The following is a 19,161-nucleotide window of genomic DNA, read 5'->3' as shown; positions in this document are numbered from 1 at the left end:
GCCCCTGCAAAAATCCCCAGCCAGAAATCAAATTTAACGACAAAGAGCGACGTAAAACGATCGATGCCGACAATTTAGCCGATCTTGGTTAATCGAACCCCATTCCCCCGCAGTTACCCGTAGCCTGTCGGAACGTCAGAACCGCGTAAGTTTCCATTTCAATAATGATCCGCAGGACCGCCTGCCGCAGGATGCCTGCGCTGCGGACCACACGCATATCAATATTGGAGACATACATGGCAACCGTAGGCGGACAGGTTTCGCACGCGCCGATGACCAGCGACGAAAAACGCGTGATCTTCGCGTCGTCGCTCGGCACGGTGTTCGAGTGGTACGACTTCTATCTGGCCGGCTCCCTCGCGGCCTTCATCAGCAAGAGCTTCTTCTCCGGCGTCAATCCCACTGCCGGCTTCATCTTCACCCTGCTCGGCTTCGCGGCCGGCTTCGCGGTGCGCCCGTTCGGCGCGATCGTGTTCGGGCGGCTGGGCGACCTGGTCGGCCGCAAGCACACCTTCCTCGTGACCATCGTGATCATGGGCCTGTCCACCTTCGTGGTCGGCTTCCTGCCCGGCTACACGGCCATCGGCATCGCCTCGCCCGTGATCTTCATCGCCATGCGCCTGCTGCAGGGCCTCGCGCTCGGCGGCGAGTACGGCGGCGCCGCCACCTACGTGGCCGAACACGCGCCGGCCGGACGCCGCGGCTTCTATACCGCGTGGATCCAGACCACCGCCACGCTCGGCCTCTTCCTCTCGCTGCTCGTGATCCTCGGCGTGCGCGAATCGGTGGGCGAAGAGCAGTTCGCCGCGTGGGCCTGGCGCATTCCGTTCGTCGCCTCGATCCTGCTGCTCGCCGTGTCCGTCTGGATCCGCCTGCAACTCGACGAATCGCCGGCCTTCAAGCGTATCAAGGCCGAGGGCAAGATCTCGAAGGCGCCGCTCTCCGAAGCCTTCGGCCAGTGGAAGAACCTGAAGGTCGTGATTCTCGCGCTGATCGGCCTCACCGCCGGCCAGGCCGTGGTCTGGTATACGGGCCAGTTCTACGCGCTCTTCTTCCTCACGCAGACGCTCAAGGTGGCCGGCGCCAGCGCCAACATCCTGATCGCGCTGTCGCTGCTGATCGGCACACCGTTCTTCCTGTTCTTCGGCTCGCTCTCGGACAAGATCGGCCGCAAGCCCATCATCATGGCCGGCTGCCTGATCGCGGCGTTCGCGTTCTTCCCGCTCTTCAAGGCGCTCACGCATTTCGCGAACCCGGCGCTCGAAGCCGCGACGCAGCGTGCGCCGATCGTCGTGATCGCCAACCCGGACGAGTGCTCGTTCCAGTTCAACCCGGTGGGCACGTCGAAGTTCACGTCGTCCTGCGACATCGCGAAGAGCGCGCTTTCGAAGGCGGGCCTGAACTACTCGAACGTGGCGGCGCCGGCGGGCACGATCGCGCAGATCAAGGTGGGCGACACCGTGATCGACACGTTTGACGGCAAGGCCGAAGGCGCCAAGGAAAAGGGTGCGGCATTCGAAAAGACGCTCTCGGGCGCGCTGAAGTCGGCCGGCTACCCGGCCAAGGCAGACCCGGCGCAGCTGAACTGGCCGATGACGGTGGTGATCCTGACCATCCTCGTGATTCTCGTGACGATGGTGTACGGGCCGATCGCCGCCATGCTGGTGGAGATGTTCCCGACGCGGATTCGCTATACGTCGATGTCGCTGCCCTATCACATCGGCAATGGCTGGTTCGGCGGGTTCCTGCCGGCCACGGCGTTCGCGATCGTGGCGGCCAAGGGCGATATCTACTCGGGGCTCTGGTATCCGGTCATCATTGCGGCAGCGACCTTCGTGATCGGGACGCTGTTCCTCAAGGAAACCAAGGACTCGGATATTTACGCGCAGGATTGATGTGTGAGGGATGGGGTGGCCGGCCGCCCCATCCGCTCGGTTCGTCTGGTAAAAAGTTGGTTGGCAGGGGTTGACAGTCTTCGTCTTGCTCTGCATAATTATCTTCTTCGGCGAATTAGCTCAGTCGGTTAGAGCGACGGAATCATAATCCGCAGGTCCGGGGTTCGAATCCCTGATTCGCCACCAGTTGCACAAAGCCCCATGTAATCAATCGGTTACATGGGGCTTTTCTCATTCGGTGGGTCACTTGGTGGGTCATTCCCATGCACAAGTTGCCCCGTCTCTACCGCTCGCGTCACGGCGTCTACTACCTTCGCGTCATTCAGAACAAGCGGAAAATCCGCCGCTCTCTCGGAACCAAAGATTTCCATCAAGCTAGAATTTCGGCTCTGTCACTGAATCTTCAGCTTGCCATGGCCGAACCTTTTGACCTCAACAACAAAGACCTGCGGAAGCTCGATCTGAACATCAGCCCGACCGGGGAAATCAGCTTCAAGGACATCAAGGCCGACGACGTTGGGATCGTGAAGGACATTCTTCAGAACATGGGCTTCAAATCAGAAGCCCAGTTCGATGCCGCACTTGACGACAAGAAAGCTGCCTTTGAGGCTGCCACCCTCGGACACTATGCCGGACTGCTGGAACCAATGCCAATTCTTCATTCCAAAATCTAAGCGACTCGTTTCCGTGAATTTTTTCTGAGACAAGTGTCAATGGCAAAAGCTCGAAATCGGGATGAGTTTTCGGTGCAAATTAGAAATACTCTTGCAAAAAGAGTGGGCCAAAGTTGCTCGAATCCTGTTTGCCGAAGATCAACTTCCGGACCTCACCAAGAGGTTCACCGTACCGTGAATATTGGCGTTGCAAGCCATATTACAGCAGCCTCGCCAGGCGGCCCTCGTTACGACAGTGCTCTCTCAACATCCGAGAGAGCTGCGATCTCGAATGGTATACGTCCACAACAAACCGCAACACGCCCCCGTTCAGTCAGATTTTCCGAGCGCGCCGCTATTCCAGACACCCGCCTCAATAGCCTTTTCCAGCATGCCCAGAGTTAAAGGCTCCTTATCATATTTTCGTCTTGATTTTTTCGAAAAAGCGAACCCAATAACCACAAAAAGATTGAAGCCTTCCGGAGAAAAATATCGATCAAAATCAAAATCACCATGCTCGATCCTGAATTTCTCGAAAAATTTCCCCATAAAATCATCGGCATCATCCCCGGTTAAATCCAGATCCTTTTCCAGGTTGAGTCCACGGGTGAGCGCCTGATGCTTACTGATTTCCGTCTCGGACCTGACGAATGATTCCAATTCTTCCCATATGGAACTTGGCATCAGAAAATCCTGTCTTCCTCTTTAACGAGCCTATTATAGTGCCGCACGGAATTATTACTGATCGTCACTACATCACGTGCGGCAATGATCCAGCCTACAACAGGCACGGCACGGCCCACAAACTTCCCGATATTCCGGGTCATAAGGATTTTTAACCGCTTGACACTCCCGTTGGTGACGGTTGGCAGGATTTTCCATTTTATGTCGTGATCCAAAAATCGACGACTGAGTTTTGACGCGATAGACGTGCCAGGAGTCGCGCCCATTGGCTTTGCACGAGTTGGAAGCCAGTTTTGACCCGCCAGTATGGTGGCGACGGCCACTGCATCGTTCACCCCGAGTTCATCGCAGGTTTCGTCGACTGCAATCAGAAAAAATAACTCTGTCGGAGTAAGTCCTTGATGTATGCCATATTGATAAGCATTGCTCATTATTTGTCGCTCCCATCGTCATTCATCAGACAAGGGTATCGACAAGCATGCGTCTGCTCAATACGAAGCCGGCCCCAATAGAATTGGGGATGCAAATGCCAAGACCTGCAGGCCAACCAGCAAGGTCGAGAGCGATTTGGCAGGTCTGCCCGAAATCGTCACCCAATGTAAAAGCCGCTGTTCGCCGCCCGCACCCGACACCTCCCCTCCACCGCATTGCCTAAAATCAAGCTACGCGCCCAGCCCGGATCAACGGGCACCCGCCCCGCCCGCTCCCCGCCGCCCACGCGCGTATCCCCCACAGCAAGGAGAATCACCATGGCCACCTACGTGGTGCTTTCGCAATTCACCGACCAGGGTATCCGCACCATCAAGAACAGCCCGCAGCGCGCCAGCCAGGTCGTGGAGCAGGCAAAAAGCTTCGGCTGCGAAATGAAGGAAATCTACTGGACGCTGGGCCAGTACGACATTGTTTCGATCGTCGAAGCCCCCAACGACGAAAGCCTGACGGCATTCGGCCTCGCACTGGGCTCGGCGGGAAATATCCGCACGCAGACCCTGCGGGCGTTCAACAACGCCGACTTCGCCGCGATCATCGGCAAGCTGTCCTGATAGTCATGCAGCACGCGATGCGAGCACCTTCGCCCGCATCGCCCGTTCTCTGAAGCGCACGGCCGAAGCGGCCGGCGATTTCCTCTGAGGTGACGACGCTCGATGTTTCAGCGCGCGCGAGTTCAGACACGCGCCCGCGTACGATGAGGAGTCCACACGATAGGTCACAACAAAGAAGGCCCACCGCCCCGCTCAAAACCGATATGTCACCCCAAGCTTCACGATCGGATAAAACTTCAGATCGTTAGCCTTGTTCTGCAGGCTCTGCTCTTCCGCGTTCACGTTCTGCTGCCCGGCCAGCGCCACGAGATCGGCGGGCACGTCGAAGTCCACATGCGGTTTGCCGTAGGTCACGCCCGCATCGAACGTCACCGAAAAACCTCGCTTGAGCGGGTTGTGTCCGAAGCCCACGCCCAGATACGGACGCACCGTCGGGTACGACGCCTTCGCATGAACGGTCTCGCCGCCGGACGGCACGGTCACGCCGTTGAACGTATAGGTGCCGTTCATGGGCGTGGCGTCGCCGGAGAGCGTGTCGTCGCCGATCAGCACGCCGGCCGTCACGCGCAGGCCCACCACGCTCGGTGCCGGGAAAATATCCAGAAAGAGGCCGCCGTGCGTGATCTTGTACGTGCCGTCGTAGTGCAGGCCATCGCTGTTGAACCCATGCGAGAGGCTAAAGCCGCTGAATTCCGCACGGATATTGTCGTGAGGTTCGATGGAGAAGCCCAGACCACCGGTAATGCCGTCCGTACCCACGCCACCATATACCTCGACCGCGTGTGCCGCGGTTCCCGCCGACAGGGCAAATACCGTCGCGGCTGCAAGTGCAAACGTCTTCAATTGGCTTTCCTGGAAAAGTGGGATATCGAGCGTCGGAAGCGTCCGGGCTACGCGCCACGCGCAAGCCGTTCGCAGCGGATCGCTGCTCGCGCGCGGGCGCCCCTGACAAGCCGGTTATCGGCACTTTTCGAGGAGTATTCAGTAAGTCTGATCAATAGGATTGTCGGGGGCCAGGCAACAGAAAATGGCCTCCGATCAACCCTCGATGCGCGCTCGCGTCATATGCAGGAGCCCGGCCATCGCCGCAGTCGCGGCTGGCGCGTCGCGCCGCCCAATGGCTTCGAACACGGCGGTGTGCTCGGGCAGCGCCGCGTTGAAGACGTCGGCGCGTTTCGCATTCACGCGCAACTGTCCTTCCAGCGTGCGGGCGATCAACGCGCCCAGCGGCACGAGCAGTTCGTTGCGGCACGCGGCCAGCACGGCCAGGTGAAAGCGCAGGTCGGCACGCACCCACTCGTCCACGTGGCGCGCGGCCGCCATCGCCGCGTGCGCGTCGGCCATGGCCGCGAGCGCGGCGGCGTCGTGCGCCGTCGCCGCGAGTCCCGCCGCGTAGGGCTCGATCATCTCGCGCATTTCCTGCAGCTTGAGCGCAAACGCGAGCGGCGCCGCAACGCGCGCGTACCACTCCAGCACGTCGCCATCGAGCAGGTTCCACGCGTCGCGCGCACGCACGCGGGTACCCACGCGTGGCCGCGATTCCACGAGCCCTTTGGAGGTGAGCGTACGCAGCGCCTCGCGCAGCACCGTGCGGCTGACGTCGAAGGTCTCCATGAGTTCGGCCTCGCGCGGCAGCACCTCGCCCGGCGCGTAGTCGCCGCGCAGGATCGCACTGCCGAGTTCGAAAGCCACCGTACCGTGCAGGTCGCGCTGAATCACTGTCGTTGTCGCTCAGATAGTGGGAAGTTCGGCTAAATAATACTATTAATAGCACTTAAAGGCGATTTTTGCAGTAGCATCTCTTCCACGAGACGCCCCTGCCTCACCTCACAGGCAAACTGATTCCGGAGACAGACACCCATGAAAATCACCAGGCTCGAAACCTTCGTCGTTCCGCCGCGCTGGCTCTTCCTCAAGATCGAAACCGACGAGGGCATCGTGGGCTGGGGCGAGCCTGTCGTGGAAGGCCGCGCGCATACGGTCGAAGCAGCCGTCCACGAACTCGCCGACTATCTGATCGGCAAGGATCCGCGTCTCATCGAAGATCACTGGCAGGTCATGTACCGCGCGGGCTTCTATCGCGGCGGCCCCATCTCCATGAGCGCCATCGCGGGCGTGGATCAGGCGCTCTGGGACATCCTCGGCAAGCATCACGGCGTGCCCGTGCATGCGCTGCTGGGCGGCCAGGTGCGCGACAGGATCAAGGTCTATTCGTGGATCGGCGGCGACCGCCCGAGCGACGTCGCGAACAATGCGCGCGCCGTGGTCGAGCGCGGCTTCCAGGCCGTGAAGATGAACGGTTCGGAAGAGCTGCAGATCATCGACACCTTCGACAAGGTCCAGGGCGTCATCAACAACGTCGCGGCCGTGCGCGAGGCAGTGGGTCCGAACGTCGGCATCGGCGTGGACTTCCATGGCCGCGTGCACAAGCCGATGGCCAAGGTGCTCGCGAAGGAACTCGATCCGTTCAAGCTCATGTTCATCGAAGAGCCCGTGCTCTCGGAAAACGTGGAAGCGCTGCGCGATATCGTCAATCAAACGAGCACGCCGATTGCGCTCGGCGAGCGGCTCTACTCGCGCTGGGACTTCAAGCACATCCTCGCGGGCGGCTACGTGGACATCATTCAGCCCGACGCCTCGCACGCGGGCGGCATTACCGAGTGCCGCAAGATCGCCGCGATGGCCGAGGCCTACGACGTGGCGCTCGCGCTGCATTGCCCGCTCGGTCCCATCGCGCTCGCCACCTGCCTGCAGATCGACGCCGTGAGCTACAACGCGTTCATCCAGGAGCAGAGCCTCGGCATTCACTACAACAAGGGCAACGATCTGCTCGACTACATCCGCAATCCGGAAGTGTTCAAGTACGAAGACGGCTTCGTCTCGATCCCGCAGGGACCGGGGCTCGGCATCGAAGTGAACGAGGAGAAGGTGCGCGAGATGGCGAAGACCGGACACCGCTGGCGCAATCCGGTGTGGCGCCACGCAGACGGCAGCGTCGCCGAATGGTAGGCATGCCGGGCGTACCCTCCGGCGTGAAGCCGGCGCGCGCATAACACACGGGTCACATCGTACGCGTTACGTGACGCGTTTCGCCCGCCGCGTTTCACCGCCGTAACGTTTGAGGCCGTATCGAGGCCGATTCGCCGCGTAGCGCCCCTGGGCGCACGCGGCGAATGTCGTTTACGCACACAGAAAACACGGCGCCAAGGGCCGCCGCACAAGGCCCGGTGCGTTGCCGCCCGGCCTCGCACGGTGCGCCATGCGCGCACTGGCCTGCTCCTTGCTGAATCCCCTGCGAGACCCACTAAAAATCGCAGGGACACACATGGAAGCGATGCTCCCCGACTATCTGATCCGCGAGCAGGCCGCCGTCGGCGCACTGGTCGCCTTCGGGATATTGCGCGTGATCGTCGCGGCCGTCGCCCGTACGCACGGCTGGCGCATCCTCACGGTCGAGCATGCCTTCATCGGCTTCGCAGTGCTCTGGTGCTTGCCGCAACTGCTCGATCTGCTCTCGCATCCGTCGTCGGTGATCGCGCTGTCCGGGCTCGAAGGCAAGGCGATCGGCTGCGCCATCGCCCTCTTCTTCGCACCCATTCTCAGCCATCGGCTCGGCTACGAGTAAGGCTACCTGGACGACATCCACTGCGTGACGCCGTTTAAGCAAGACCGCTTGATAACGCGGCCTCGCCCATTCACGTATCAGCCCTGCAACATGTAGCCCGGCACGCTGCGCGCCAGCACGGCCGCGAGCACCAGCACGCCGATCATCACGATCGCCTCCAGGTGGATCACGTTCACGAAGCGGCGCGCGGCGGCCGTCGAAGCCGCGCGCCGCAGCTCGGGCATCGCGACCATGCGGTTATAGCCGCCCAGCACGAGTGCGAGCGCCACGAGCCCCAGCTTGACGAGCAGCACGTGGCCCCACGCGCTTTCGGTGAGCGCGGCCAGCGACCCGCCCGTGCCGCGCAAGGCGTTGAACACGCCGGTGGCGAGCACGAGCCCCACGGCGAACATCGCTACGTTCGATACCTGCGTCGATGTGCGGATCAGGATGCCGCGCGCCGTCGACGTGCCGAGCACCGGCAGCACCGCCAGGCCGCCCGCCATGACGACGCCGCTCCACGCACTCGCGCTCAGCACGTGCAACGTGTGCAGACCGAGCGCCGCCGAGGCGAAGCCCGCATCGGCGGCATGGCCGAGCGCGGCGCGCCCCGCCGCGGTGGCGATGAGCGCAAGCCACAGCACGCCGTCGCGCACGGCGCCGGCCGCTGCAAACACGGTTACGAGCAACACCAGCGCGCCGCCGAAGGCAACGCTCCACGCCAGCCCGACATGTGTTTGCGCAAGCACCGTCGAGACCACGCCGAACGCCGCCGGCAGCGGCTCGCCGCTGATCGACGCGCTCTCGTACAGCAGCCACACGAGGAGCGCCACCACGAGCACGAGCGCCGAGGCGCGCAGCGAGCGTTGTGCGCGCAGCGAAGCCGCGCGCGCGGGCGAGACCGGACTGCGCCCGTCCTTGTCGAGCCACGCGCCGTAGAGCGCGGAGCCGAGTGCAAACGCATACGAGACGTTGACGAGGGCGGCCATCGCGACCTGCCCGATCCAGAGCCAGTCAGCCTTCATCGGCTTTTCGCCTCCTCGCGCAGGACAGTCGAAGGGCAGGCGGAAACGACGGCTGCACGGGCATGCAACGTCGAAAAAGAAAGGGCAATTAGAGTCATCGAGACCAGTGGCAAGGAAACAACATGAAAAACGAAACCGCCGCGGCGCACCATCGACGCCCGCGCGCCGGGCCTCGTTCGATAGGCGCCGCGCCGTTCGGTTCAATGAACGCAACGAACGCGTCAGCGCAACCGCGGGAGTGCGCCCCCTTCCGCGCGACTCCGGCAGGCACCTCGCACGGCAGTGAACAAACCCACACCACGGATCGGTTATTGGGTGCAGAATGATACCGACGAAAGCGTCTTGATTTGCCGCGATCGTTTTCCCAGGGCCTGTCAGCGGGGCCAACTGGGGCATGCGTCAAATCGTCGCTATCGGGTCGCAGTGCTAGAATCGCCGCGTCACCGCAGCGCGCACGGTCTTCGGCTTTCATCGCGCGCAGCCTATAACCCGGGTCTTACGATGCCTGGTTCAGGTCCACGATAAAGATGGAGTTACGCGTGTCCCCAAGACGTATCCTCCGACCGCTCATTCCGCTCGTTGCGCCGCTGGGAGCCGTACTGCTCTTCGGCGCGACCGGTGCCTTCAACGCCGCCCATGCGCAGGCGTCCCAGCCCAAGGCCCCCGACACCATCGAATCGCGCGTGCAGGGCTGCACCGCGTGTCACGGCTCGCATGGCCAGGGCACGGACAACGACTACTTCCCCCGCCTCGCCGGCAAACCGGCCGAGTACCTGTACAACCAGTTGCTGAATTTCCGCGAGGGGCGCCGCAGGTACCCTCCGATGAACTACCTCGTCACCTATCTCTCCGACGACTACCTGCACGAGATCGCCACCTACTTCTCGAAGCAGCGGCCGCCTTATCCGCCGCCTTCGCAGCCCACGGTGTCCGGCAGCACGCTCGCGCGCGGCCACGACATCGTCCTGCACGGCGATCCGTCACGGCAGATCCCCGCTTGCGCGGCGTGCCACGGCGCGAAGCTGACCGGCATGGAGCCCGCGATCCCGGGTCTCGTCGGGCTGCACGCGGACTACATCAGCGCGCAGATCGGCGCATGGCGCTCGGGCTCGCGCCATGCCATCGCGCCGGACTGCATGCATGAGATCGCCACGCGTCTCACCGATGACGACGTGAACGCGGTCGCGGCCTGGCTCGCCACGCAGCCCGCTCCGCAGAATCCCGTGCCGGTAGCGGCGAACTCGTTGAAGACGCCGCTTGCGTGCGGCAGCGAACCGCAATAAGGCGCCGGGGGAGACAGCCATATGAACCGCAAGTCCCTGTTCGCACTTTCCGCAGTCGTGGTCGCCGCCGCGGCGGCGCTCGTGCCGGTGCTGTGGTCCGGCAGCGGCTATCTGCGCAGCTCGGCGGCCTTCGCCGCAACGCCCGCCGACCAGGCCGACCTCATCAAGCGCGGCGAGTATCTCGCGCGCGCCGGCGACTGCGTGGCCTGCCACACGGTGCGCGGCGGCAAGCTCTTCGCGGGCGGCCTGCCGATGGCCACGCCGTTCGGCACGCTCTACACGCCCAACATCACGCCCGACGACGAGTACGGCATCGGCAAATGGAGCGCCGACGACTTCTACCGCGCCATGCACACGGGCCGCTCGAAGGACGGCAGCCTGCTCTACCCGGCGTTCCCGTTCGCGAGCTACACGAAGGTGACGCGCGCGGATGCCGATGCGATCTACGCGTACCTGCGCTCGGTGGCGCCCGTGCACGTGGCGAGCCGCCCGCACGAACTGAAGTTCCCGTTCAACAACCGCAACCTGCTGATCGGCTGGCGCACGCTGTTCTTCCGCGAGGGCGAGTACAAGCCGGACCCGAACCAGTCGGTCGAATGGAACCGCGGCGCGTATCTCGTCGAGGGCCTCGGCCACTGCAGCATGTGCCACACGTCGATCAACGCGGTGGGCGGCCCGGTCAACTCGGCGGCGTTCGCGGGCGGCCTGATCCCGCTGCAGAACTGGTATGCGCCCTCGCTCACGTCGAGCGAAGGCGGTCTCGGCGGCTGGGACATCATGGACATCTCGAGCCTGCTGAAGACCGGCATCTCGCAGCGCGGCGCCGTATTCGGGCCGATGGCCGACGTGGTGCACAACAGCCTGCAGTACCTCTCGGACGACGACATCAAGGCGATGGCCACCTACCTCAAGACCATCCCGCAAAAGAGCGAGGCGCCCGAGACGATGCAGATGGAGACATCGGAGGCCTTCGGAGGCGAGCTGCTGCAGCAGGGCCAGAAGATCTATCACGACAATTGCGCAAAGTGCCACGCGGAAAACGGCCTGGGCATGCCGCCGAATTTCCCGCCGCTCGCGAACAATCAGTCGATCCAGATGCGCTCGGCCGTGAATCCGATCCGCATGGTGCTCAACGGCGGCTATCCGCCGAGCACCGAAGGCAACCCGCGGCCCTATGGCATGCCGCCGTTCGCCCAGGCGCTCTCGAACCAGGAAGTCGCGGCGGTGGTGACCTTCATCCGCATGTCCTGGGGCAACAAGGGCAAGCCGGTTTCCCCACAACAGGTGGCCGATCTGCGCTCCGCGCCGCTCGACTAGGCTCGGCCTGTTATAGTTGCGTCTGCTTGAGGGGGCGCAGCCTGCTGAACACCGCAGGCTGCGCCCTTCGCTATTTCGATCCGGAATATTGCAGCGGGCTTGCGGACCGGCCCGCCGGGGCGTCGCGCGGCGCCCGATGCAGGCAGGTAGAAGAAGAAGGAGTCGGTATGCACGCTGGTGAGCGTCTGAACAGCCTTACTCACCTCGTGGGCGCGATGTTGTCGATAGCGGGCCTCGTTTCGCTCGTGACGATCGGCGCGCTCGATCACGATGCTTACAAGGTCGTGAGCTTCGCTGTTTATGGCGCCATGCTGTGCGCCTTGTATACGATCTCGACGCTCTATCACGGCGTGCGCGGTCCGCGTGTGAAAGCGTTTCTTCAGAAATGCGACCACGCGGCCATCTATCTGCTGATCGCGGGCAGTTATACTCCGTTCACGCTCGTTACGCTGCGCGGGCCGTGGGGCTGGTCGCTGTTCGGCGTGAGCTGGGGGCTGGCCGCTCTCGGCATCGTGCAGGAACTCACGCTGGGGCGCCGCACGCGCGCGCTTTCGATGATCCTGTACGTGGTGATGGGCTGGCTCGCCGTGGTGGCGGTCCGCCCGCTGCTCGAAGCGTTGCCGGCCGCCGGCACCGCATGGCTGCTCGCCGGCGGCATCATCTATAGCGTCGGCATTTATTTTTTCGTCAACGACGAACGCATCCGGCACGGACACGGTATCTGGCATCTGTTCGTACTGGCCGGGAGCGTCTGTCAATTCGTCAGCGTTGCGCGCTATGTCGCGTGACGCGTCATAAGCGAAGCCATCGCGTGGCCGCCGCAGTGTCAGCGGCCCGCCGATGCAACTTAACGCCAGCCGGCGGGTCTGCATAGACCGCCTGTCAGATGGCGCGCGCACTGGCGCGCCGTCGAGCCATGCATGCAAGCAGGCCGGGCCTCGGGGTCCCAGAGGGCTCCCCCCGGCGCGCGCATGAGCGCCGCGCTGCTCCGCTTGCGTCAACGCTATACAACGAGTCTCTATGTCCTTCGAATCTCTCGGCTTGTCCGAACCGCTGGTCCGTGCCGTCAACGAACTCGGCTACACGACGCCCACCCCGATCCAGTTGCAGGCGATCCCCGCCGTGCTGGGCGGCGGCGACCTGCTTGCCGGCGCCCAGACGGGCACCGGCAAGACCGCCGGCTTCACGCTGCCGATCCTGCAGCGCCTGTCCGGCATGCCGGCCGCCGCGGGCGGCAAGCGCGTCGTGCGCGCGCTCATCCTTACGCCCACGCGCGAACTCGCCGCGCAGGTGGAAGAAAGCGTGCGCGCCTACGGCAAGTACCTGAAGCTCAAATCGACGGTGATGTTCGGCGGTGTCGGCATCAATCCGCAGATCGACGCACTTCGGCGCGGCGTGGATATCGTCGTCGCGACGCCGGGCCGTCTGCTCGATCACATGCAGCAGAAGACCATCGACCTCTCGCAGCTCGAAATTCTCGTGCTCGACGAAGCCGACCGCATGCTCGACATGGGCTTCATCCACGACATCAAGCGCGTGCTCGCCAAGCTGCCCCCGAAGCGCCAGAACCTGCTCTTCTCGGCCACCTTCGCCGACGAGATCAAGGCGCTGGCCGACAGCCTGCTCGACTCGCCCGCGCTCATCGAAGTGGCCCGCCGCAACACCACGGCGGAGACCGTCGCGCAGAAGATCTACCCGGTCGATCGCGACCGCAAGCGCGACCTGCTCACGCACCTGATCCGCCAGCACAACTGGTTCCAGGTGCTGGTGTTCACGCGCACGAAGCACGGCGCGAACCGCCTCGCCGAGCAGCTCACGAAGGACGACATCAGCGCGCTGGCGATTCACGGCAACAAGAGCCAGTCGGCGCGCACGCGCGCGCTCTCCGAATTCAAGGACGGCACGCTGCAGGTGCTGGTGGCGACCGATATCGCGGCGCGCGGCATCGACATCGACCAGTTGCCGCACGTGGTCAACTTCGACCTGCCGAACGTGCCCGAGGACTACGTGCACCGCATCGGCCGCACGGGCCGCGCCGGGGCGACGGGCGAGGCCGTGTCGCTCGTGTGCGTGGACGAGCATCAGTTGCTCAAGGACATCGAGAAGCTCATCAAGCGCGCGGTGCCGCAAGAGGTCGTGCCGGGCTTCGAGCCGGACCCGCACGCGAAACCCGAGCCGATCCTGCGGCGCAGCCAGGGCGGCGCCCGCGCGCCGCGGCAGCCCCAGCAGGGTCAGGCGCGCGGCGGCGCCAACGGCGGGAGCCAGGGCCGGCCGGCGCAGGTTCGTGAAGGGCGCGGAGAAGGTCGTAAAGAAGGTCAGGGACGTGGCGATGGCCGCAATGATGGCCGCAGCAGCGGTCGCGGCGAGGGGCGTGGTGAAGCGCGCCAGGCCGGCGGCGGCAATAGTGGTAACGGCGGCCGCGGCGGGAATGGCGCCGGCAACGGCGCGCAGCGCCCGGCAAAGCCCGCGGGCGGCGCACGCTCGGGCCCGGTGAAAGCACAGGGTCAAGTGAAAGCACAGGGTCCGGGCGCAGGCGCTTCGCGGGCCGAGCACACCCGCCGCGAAAGCTCGCACGACCACGAGCGCACCCGCGGTGCAGCGCACGACGGCGCCACCAACCGCGCGCCACGCAAGCCGCAGTCGTCGAACCCGGGTGCACTGCTCGGCGGCCGCTCCGGCGGCGATGCACGCCGTAACGGCAACGGTCCGCGCGAGCGTTGATCGTGGATCGGTGCCGCGGCAGGGCGTCGCGGCACCGGCCAGGCCGCGCCCGGACGGCCTGGGCGCGGCGCCCGCCTCAAGGCGTGGGTCGCGCGCCCGCCCTGCTTCTCTCTCCTATCCTTGTCGTAGCCACTCCACCTGCTCGGCCCATCGCCGCAATGTCGCTTCACGTCCGCTCTCGTCGAGCGTGAACACGATGCCGGACTCGAGCCGCGCATAGGGCACGCGCTGTGCCTCGCCGGCCGCGATCGCAGCCTCGAAGCACGCCAGTCCTGCCGCCTCTGCCTCTCGCGACGCCATCTGCGCGGCGTCGAGCTGCACCTGAAAAAAAGCGCCGTCGAAGACGAAGGTCAACGCCGCCGGCGTGCCGCTCGCCAGCGAGCGCGCCGAACGCGCGCCCCGCCACAGCGCGAGGCGAAGCGTGCGCGCATCGGGCGCGTAAAGCTCGCCGATGCCCAGCAGCGATGTGCCGAGCCGCCCATCGGTCTGGCGCGTCACGAGCGAAGCCGTAAATCCCGTCTTGCCAGCCAGATTGCTGCCGTCGAACCACGCCAGCAGGTCGGGCGGCCATGCCTCGAACTGCAAACGGTCTGCGCGATGGTTGTCCAAACCTGGATCGCTCACTGTCTTCGTCCTCGTTTTCGCCTGGCTTCCCATGCCGCGCAAAAGAAAAAGCCCGCTGTTCGGCGGGCTCTATCGCAGCAACGCGTACTGGCGCGCACCGATGCCCGCCAACGCGCGCGGCGCACCTAGCGGAAGAACACGTGCTGCGTGATCTTCGCGAGCGGATAATGCACGCCCGGCTGGATGCGCGCCGGAATGTCGAGCGGCTTGAGCAGCATCTTCACGCACATGTCCGCTGAAAGATTGTGCCGCACCAGCCGGTTCACGCGCGCGGTCAGTTCGCGGTTGTAGGCGGGGTCGTCCACGCGGTCCGGGTAGCGGATGGCGAAGACATGGCGCAGCGCGATCTCGGAATCCTCGTTCTTGATCTCCATCACGCGGCGTAGCAACGCGCCCAGCACCGCCAGCCGGCCTTGGCCCTCGATCTGGTTGTACTTCTTGAAATAGCGGAAGAAGTGCTTGTAGTGGCGCACTTCGTCGGTGCGGATGTTGTCGGTGATCTCCTTGAGCACCGGCTCGTCCGAGCATTCGCCGATCGCGCGATACAGCGTGGCCGTACCCGTTTCCACCACGCAGCGCGCGACCATTTCGAGCGCGCGGGTTTTTTCGAACTCCTCGAACGAGCAGGTCTTCGAGTACTCGGCGAAGAAGTTGTTGAACGCGGTGTCCCAGTCGAACTCGGGCCAGACGTACTGGATGTAAGTCTTGAGCGCGCGGCCGTGCTGAAGCTCCTCGGGCTCCCACTCGCTGTTGAGCCACTCCGACACTTCCGGGTCGCCGTTGAAGAACACGCTGAGATTGCTGGTGTACAGGTCCGAGCCGCTCTCGATGAACGACGAGGCACACAGCAGCAGCAGCAGGTCTTCGTTGGCGGCCGCGCGTTGACGATCGATGCGCGTGAGATCGATGTCTTCGATACGCCAGGGCATTACGTGGCCAGGCTCAATGTCGTTATGCATTGTGTTGTGCTCCCAAAGCGGTATCTGTGCCAGCGCTGGGCGCGGCGCAGCTTTCGGTCTGCAACCGGCGCTACGCATAGTGAAAGGTACCGTCCATTTGCAATCCATCTTAGCTGTTGTTTCGCCAGGCTGCAGTCAAAGAGCACAGACCGCTCCGGGCGCGGGCAGTTCCGGGAAAAGACGCCCCTGAACGATTTCCCTGACGGGGCCGCCGGGCCATGGCGCGAGTGACCTGTTGCCATGCATCGCGCATTTGGCAGGCCCACCCTGCATACCCGCCCGGTGGACCCGCTTGCCGCGATGCACCAGACGCGCTGCGCACGAGCATCGGCCCGCCCTTCGCGCAAACGTTCAACCCTCCGCGCATTGTGGCAGTGCGATGAAAACTTCAAGTGAAATCAAGGATCTGCCCGCACGCCTCACCCGCTTCTGGAGAGGGTGAATGTCAAACGGAATATTTTGGGCAGGTGGTTTGTACAACGTTGCCCCTTTGACTACACTCCAGTTCCCCGTCGCCGATCCCGGGCTGGATGCCATTTGGCTGCTGCTCCGCATGCCGGAAGCTGGCCGCCCCCTACCAGGCAACGCGCACGGTTGCAGGCTTTCGCTCACACCACCGCATTCTGTCGCCAGGCCACCTTCGGGCCGCTCGTGGCGACCTCTGATGCGGCAACACGGAGAGAACGATGCTGAGTCCGCATGAATTCGCCACCCTGCTGCTGGTGAAGGACGCTCCCAATCAGATCGACATGGAACGGGAGGAACTGGACGCGCTGCTCGAACGGCAACTCGTTCAGCTTGAACGACTGGCCACCGGCCACCAGCAATGGCGCCTGACCGAAACCGGCGACTCCGCGTTGCGAGCCATCAAACGCTGTTCATAGCCGTGCGGGCGCGCAGCGCCCGCTCTTCGACATCAACGCTTTCGACCCGGGCCGGACGCCGGGATGAATCGTCCGGCACAGCGCTTCTGGTCGAGCGCATCCCCGATGCAGGCGCACGGCTGTAGACGTACGCGCCTGCAGTGCACGGTCACGCGGACCCGCGCGCTTCATGCCCGCGTGACCACTTTTTCCACCGTATTGGCTTTCGCCGCCGGCTCCCGCAGTTGGCTCGATCCGACGCTCAGCCCGAGCGTAAGGTGGGGTCCGCGGCCGCGCGCCAGGTGATGGCGCTCGCACGCTGCTCGTTGAGCCAGCTCACCCACTGATTGCGAACCTGCGGGTCGGTGCTCGTGCCCAGCGACGCGTAGTGCTGGGCAAGCGCCGCCTGGAAGCCGCAGTACTGCTCATGCGAAAGCTTGCCGTGGCGGTTGGCCACCCAGGCGTCGAAAGTCGCGGAATAGACGGCCTGCGTGTCGGCGCCGAAATCGACGGGCTGGCCGCTGCACATCTGTTGCAAGTCGGCGAAAGACGGCCCGCGGAACCCGCCGAACCCACCGAATCCACCTTCAGGCCCCGGCATGTTCAGGCACCCCGCCAGCAGCAGCGCCGCGCCGCTCATCGCTAGTCCACGCATGTCTTCCCCCGCTTCCGATTGAACGACCGATCCCTGACTGCTCACGGCGCTATTGTCGCATCGCGCGGCACGGGCGGCACCCTGGCCGTTCGGCCGAGGCGACGCCAATCCGGTAAAGCGCAATACTGCCCATATCGACTCAATGGAGCCCGGCCACGCACCGAAAAGCACGTATCATGATGTTTTCAGCCTTCCCTCCCACCCGGACGCGCCGCCTCGGCGGCGGTCCGCCGTATTACCTTCAGTCTTGCGCATGATCGACCACCTCATCTGCGACTGCGACGGCGTCCTCGTGGACAGCGAAGTCATCGCCGATCGCGTGCTGCTCGAAACGCTCAGCCAAACCTTTCCCGGCGTCGATTTCCACGCGGCCGTGAAAGCGGCGTTCGGCCAGCAAACGTCGCGCTTTCTCGACGGCATCGCCGCCCGCTTCAACCTGACGATGCCGCACGACTTCATCGCGACCATCGACCACAACATCGAAATCGCCCTCGCCGAATCGCTTTGCCCGATCAACGGCGTACGGGACGCCCTGCGCCAGATCGCGCTGCCTGCCGCCGTGGTGTCGAACAGCCACCTCGCGCGCGTGAGCGCGTCGGTGCGCCGCGCGGGGCTCGACACGATCTTCGGCGAGCGCGTGTTCAGCGCGGAACAAGTGGCCCGCCCCAAGCCCTACCCGGACGTCTATCTCCACGCGGCCCAACGGCTCGGCGTGGAACCGGCGCGCTGCGTGGTCGTGGAGGACAGCATCTCCGGCCTGAACGCCGCGCGGGCGGCCGGCATGAAGACGATCGCGTTCGTCGGCGCGAGCCATATCCCCGCAGGCTACGCGGACGTGCTGCGCGAAATGGGGATCAGCCGGATCATCGAACGGATGGAGCAGTTGCCCGCGCTGGTCGAAGCGGGCGTGCGCGGGGAATTCGGCGACGTGCAGTCGTAGGCGGGCGGCGCGCAGTGCGATAGCAGTATCGGGCCTGCGCGCGCGTGAGCGTATAACGCGCGCGCAGGCCTGCCCAGCCCTATGAGATCAGGCCGGTTCCGCGCAGCGTTCGCGCGCCTGCGCCAGCGACTCGCGGAACTCGACCAGTTCCGCAATCGTCAGCATCGGCAGGTCGTGCAGCTTCGCAAAGCGCACGACTTCGTCGCCGCGCGCCATCGTGCCGTCCGGGTTCATCAGCTCGCACAGCACGCCTGCCGGCGCGAGACCCGCCAGCGCGGCCAGATCGACCGTGCCTTCGGTGTGGCCGCGGCGCGTCAGCACGCCGCCTGGCTGCGCGCGCAGCGGGAACACGTGGCCCGGCCGCACGATGTCGGCCGGCTTCGCGCCTGGAGCGATGGCCGCGCGGATCGTCGTCACGCGGTCCGCCGCCGAAACGCCCGTGCTCACGCCGTGGCGCGCTTCGATGGAAACCGTGAACGCCGTGCGGTTGCGGCTTTCGTTGTGCGGGACCATGGGCGGCAGTTCGAGCGCGCGCACCTTCTCGTCCGGGAGGCACAGGCACACGATGCCGCTGCATTCGCGGATGAACAGCGCCATCGTCTGCGCTGTCAGGCGGTCGGCGGCCACGATCAGGTCGGCCTCGTCCTCGCGGTCGTGGTCGTCCTGCAGGACGACCGGGCGCCCTTCGCGCATGGCCTCGAGCGCGGCAGCAATGCGCGGCGGCACCGCAACGGCGTCGAGCAACGGAAGATCGTGGATGGCGTCGAGCGGCTGCTCGACCGAAGAGGCAATACTGGTGTTGAAAGACATGTGAAACGCTCCTCGCAAGAGTTGGGCGAAAAACGTTTCAGGGCATTGCAAACAGACAAGACACCCTCACCGCACGCCTGACACG

Annotated in this window: 20 protein-coding genes and 1 tRNA gene; 12 read left to right on the top strand and 9 right to left on the bottom strand. The window is 64.3% G+C overall.

Annotated elements, in window-relative coordinates; genetic code table 11:
* The first annotated feature begins 236 nt into the window (after positions 1-236).
* The 3 genes from BFE01S_RS12615 to BFE01S_RS44225 all read left to right on the top strand — a co-directional run bounded on the left by BFE01S_RS12615 (position 237) and on the right by BFE01S_RS44225 (position 2,569).
* Entirely contained in the window at positions 237-1,895 is a 1,659-nt protein-coding gene (locus BFE01S_RS12615) for an MFS transporter (RefSeq protein WP_028225812.1), read from the top strand.
* Between the two features lie 109 nt (positions 1,896-2,004).
* Positions 2,005-2,081, top strand: a tRNA-Met gene (locus BFE01S_RS12610).
* A gap of 77 nt (positions 2,082-2,158) precedes the next feature.
* Positions 2,159-2,569 carry a hypothetical protein gene (locus BFE01S_RS44225; RefSeq protein WP_156966992.1) on the top strand — a complete coding sequence of 137 codons (411 nt, stop codon included), beginning with the start codon at positions 2,159-2,161 and terminating at the stop codon, positions 2,567-2,569.
* A 309-nt stretch (positions 2,570-2,878) separates the two neighbouring features.
* On the opposite strand, the gene BFE01S_RS12600 is transcribed toward BFE01S_RS44225, so the two are convergent.
* Together BFE01S_RS12600 and BFE01S_RS42955 are read right to left on the bottom strand one after the other, a co-directional pair.
* Entirely contained in the window at positions 2,879-3,232 is a 354-nt protein-coding gene (locus tag BFE01S_RS12600; protein WP_028225810.1) for a DUF1493 family protein, read from the bottom strand.
* Positions 3,232-3,663: an STM2901 family protein gene (locus BFE01S_RS42955; protein WP_084169775.1), complete on the bottom strand. Its 432-nt coding sequence runs from the start codon at positions 3,661-3,663 to the stop codon at positions 3,232-3,234. The genes BFE01S_RS12600 and BFE01S_RS42955 overlap by 1 nt, the downstream gene beginning before the upstream one ends.
* 318 nt (positions 3,664-3,981) lie before the next feature.
* Between BFE01S_RS42955 and BFE01S_RS12595 the strand changes: the two genes are divergently transcribed.
* Positions 3,982-4,275 carry a GYD domain-containing protein gene (locus BFE01S_RS12595; protein WP_028225809.1) on the top strand — a complete coding sequence of 98 codons (294 nt, stop codon included), beginning with the start codon at positions 3,982-3,984 and terminating at the stop codon, positions 4,273-4,275.
* A gap of 192 nt (positions 4,276-4,467) precedes the next feature.
* On the opposite strand, the gene BFE01S_RS12590 is transcribed toward BFE01S_RS12595, so the two are convergent.
* Together BFE01S_RS12590 and BFE01S_RS12585 are read right to left on the bottom strand one after the other, a co-directional pair.
* Positions 4,468-5,118, bottom strand: a complete 651-nt coding sequence (locus BFE01S_RS12590) for a hypothetical protein (RefSeq protein ID WP_028225808.1) — start codon at positions 5,116-5,118, stop codon at positions 4,468-4,470.
* A 195-nt stretch (positions 5,119-5,313) separates the two neighbouring features.
* A complete protein-coding gene (locus BFE01S_RS12585) occupies positions 5,314-5,991 on the bottom strand; it encodes a FadR/GntR family transcriptional regulator (protein ID WP_084169810.1) in 678 nt (225 codons plus the stop codon).
* A 144-nt stretch (positions 5,992-6,135) separates the two neighbouring features.
* Between BFE01S_RS12585 and dgoD the strand changes: the two genes are divergently transcribed.
* On the top strand, positions 6,136-7,284 hold the full coding sequence (dgoD, locus tag BFE01S_RS12580) for a galactonate dehydratase (protein WP_028225806.1): 1,149 nt from the start codon (positions 6,136-6,138) through the stop codon (positions 7,282-7,284).
* A 316-nt stretch (positions 7,285-7,600) separates the two neighbouring features.
* Positions 7,601-7,900: a hypothetical protein gene (locus BFE01S_RS12575; protein WP_028225805.1), complete on the top strand. Its 300-nt coding sequence runs from the start codon at positions 7,601-7,603 to the stop codon at positions 7,898-7,900.
* A 77-nt stretch (positions 7,901-7,977) separates the two neighbouring features.
* On the opposite strand, the gene BFE01S_RS12570 is transcribed toward BFE01S_RS12575, so the two are convergent.
* Positions 7,978-8,904: a CopD family protein gene (locus tag BFE01S_RS12570; RefSeq protein WP_028225804.1), complete on the bottom strand. Its 927-nt coding sequence runs from the start codon at positions 8,902-8,904 to the stop codon at positions 7,978-7,980.
* Positions 8,905-9,431: 527 nt separating this feature from the next.
* Here BFE01S_RS12570 and BFE01S_RS12565 point away from each other — a divergent pair.
* The 4 genes from BFE01S_RS12565 to BFE01S_RS12550 all read left to right on the top strand — a co-directional run bounded on the left by BFE01S_RS12565 (position 9,432) and on the right by BFE01S_RS12550 (position 14,225).
* Positions 9,432-10,187 carry a c-type cytochrome gene (locus BFE01S_RS12565; protein ID WP_028225803.1) on the top strand — a complete coding sequence of 252 codons (756 nt, stop codon included), beginning with the start codon at positions 9,432-9,434 and terminating at the stop codon, positions 10,185-10,187.
* 21 nt (positions 10,188-10,208) lie between these two features.
* Complete coding sequence (locus tag BFE01S_RS12560; RefSeq protein WP_028225802.1) at positions 10,209-11,504, top strand: c-type cytochrome; 1,296 nt, start codon at positions 10,209-10,211, stop codon at positions 11,502-11,504.
* Between the two features lie 167 nt (positions 11,505-11,671).
* On the top strand, positions 11,672-12,292 hold the full coding sequence (gene trhA / locus BFE01S_RS12555) for a PAQR family membrane homeostasis protein TrhA (RefSeq protein ID WP_028225801.1): 621 nt from the start codon (positions 11,672-11,674) through the stop codon (positions 12,290-12,292).
* Positions 12,293-12,524: 232 nt separating this feature from the next.
* Positions 12,525-14,225, top strand: coding sequence for a DEAD/DEAH box helicase (locus BFE01S_RS12550; RefSeq protein ID WP_028225800.1), 1,701 nt, complete (start codon positions 12,525-12,527; stop codon positions 14,223-14,225).
* 114 nt (positions 14,226-14,339) lie between these two features.
* Here BFE01S_RS12550 and BFE01S_RS12545 read toward each other — a convergent pair whose 3' ends face one another.
* Together BFE01S_RS12545 and BFE01S_RS12540 are read right to left on the bottom strand one after the other, a co-directional pair.
* Complete coding sequence (locus BFE01S_RS12545) at positions 14,340-14,849, bottom strand: hypothetical protein (protein WP_028225799.1); 510 nt, start codon at positions 14,847-14,849, stop codon at positions 14,340-14,342.
* A 125-nt stretch (positions 14,850-14,974) separates the two neighbouring features.
* A complete protein-coding gene (locus BFE01S_RS12540; protein WP_407668210.1) occupies positions 14,975-15,778 on the bottom strand; it encodes a ferritin-like domain-containing protein in 804 nt (267 codons plus the stop codon).
* Between the two features lie 716 nt (positions 15,779-16,494).
* Here BFE01S_RS12540 and BFE01S_RS12535 point away from each other — a divergent pair.
* Complete coding sequence (locus BFE01S_RS12535) at positions 16,495-16,692, top strand: hypothetical protein (RefSeq protein ID WP_028225797.1); 198 nt, start codon at positions 16,495-16,497, stop codon at positions 16,690-16,692.
* A gap of 241 nt (positions 16,693-16,933) precedes the next feature.
* On the opposite strand, the gene BFE01S_RS12530 is transcribed toward BFE01S_RS12535, so the two are convergent.
* Entirely contained in the window at positions 16,934-17,326 is a 393-nt protein-coding gene (locus tag BFE01S_RS12530) for a hypothetical protein (RefSeq protein WP_028225796.1), read from the bottom strand.
* 253 nt (positions 17,327-17,579) lie between these two features.
* On the opposite strand from BFE01S_RS12530, the gene BFE01S_RS12525 reads away from it, so the two are divergent.
* Positions 17,580-18,266 carry an HAD family hydrolase gene (locus BFE01S_RS12525; RefSeq protein WP_028225795.1) on the top strand — a complete coding sequence of 229 codons (687 nt, stop codon included), beginning with the start codon at positions 17,580-17,582 and terminating at the stop codon, positions 18,264-18,266.
* A gap of 87 nt (positions 18,267-18,353) precedes the next feature.
* Here BFE01S_RS12525 and ribB read toward each other — a convergent pair whose 3' ends face one another.
* Positions 18,354-19,076, bottom strand: coding sequence for a 3,4-dihydroxy-2-butanone-4-phosphate synthase (gene ribB, locus BFE01S_RS12520; RefSeq protein ID WP_042337592.1), 723 nt, complete (start codon positions 19,074-19,076; stop codon positions 18,354-18,356).
* Between the last annotated feature and the right edge of the window lie 85 nt (positions 19,077-19,161).

This window comes from Paraburkholderia ferrariae NBRC 106233 (genome assembly GCF_000685035.1).
Taxonomy (GTDB): Bacteria; Pseudomonadota; Gammaproteobacteria; order Burkholderiales; family Burkholderiaceae; genus Paraburkholderia; species Paraburkholderia ferrariae.
Note: the sequence above shows the minus strand (reverse complement) of the source record. Positions and strands in the feature narration are given on the sequence as shown.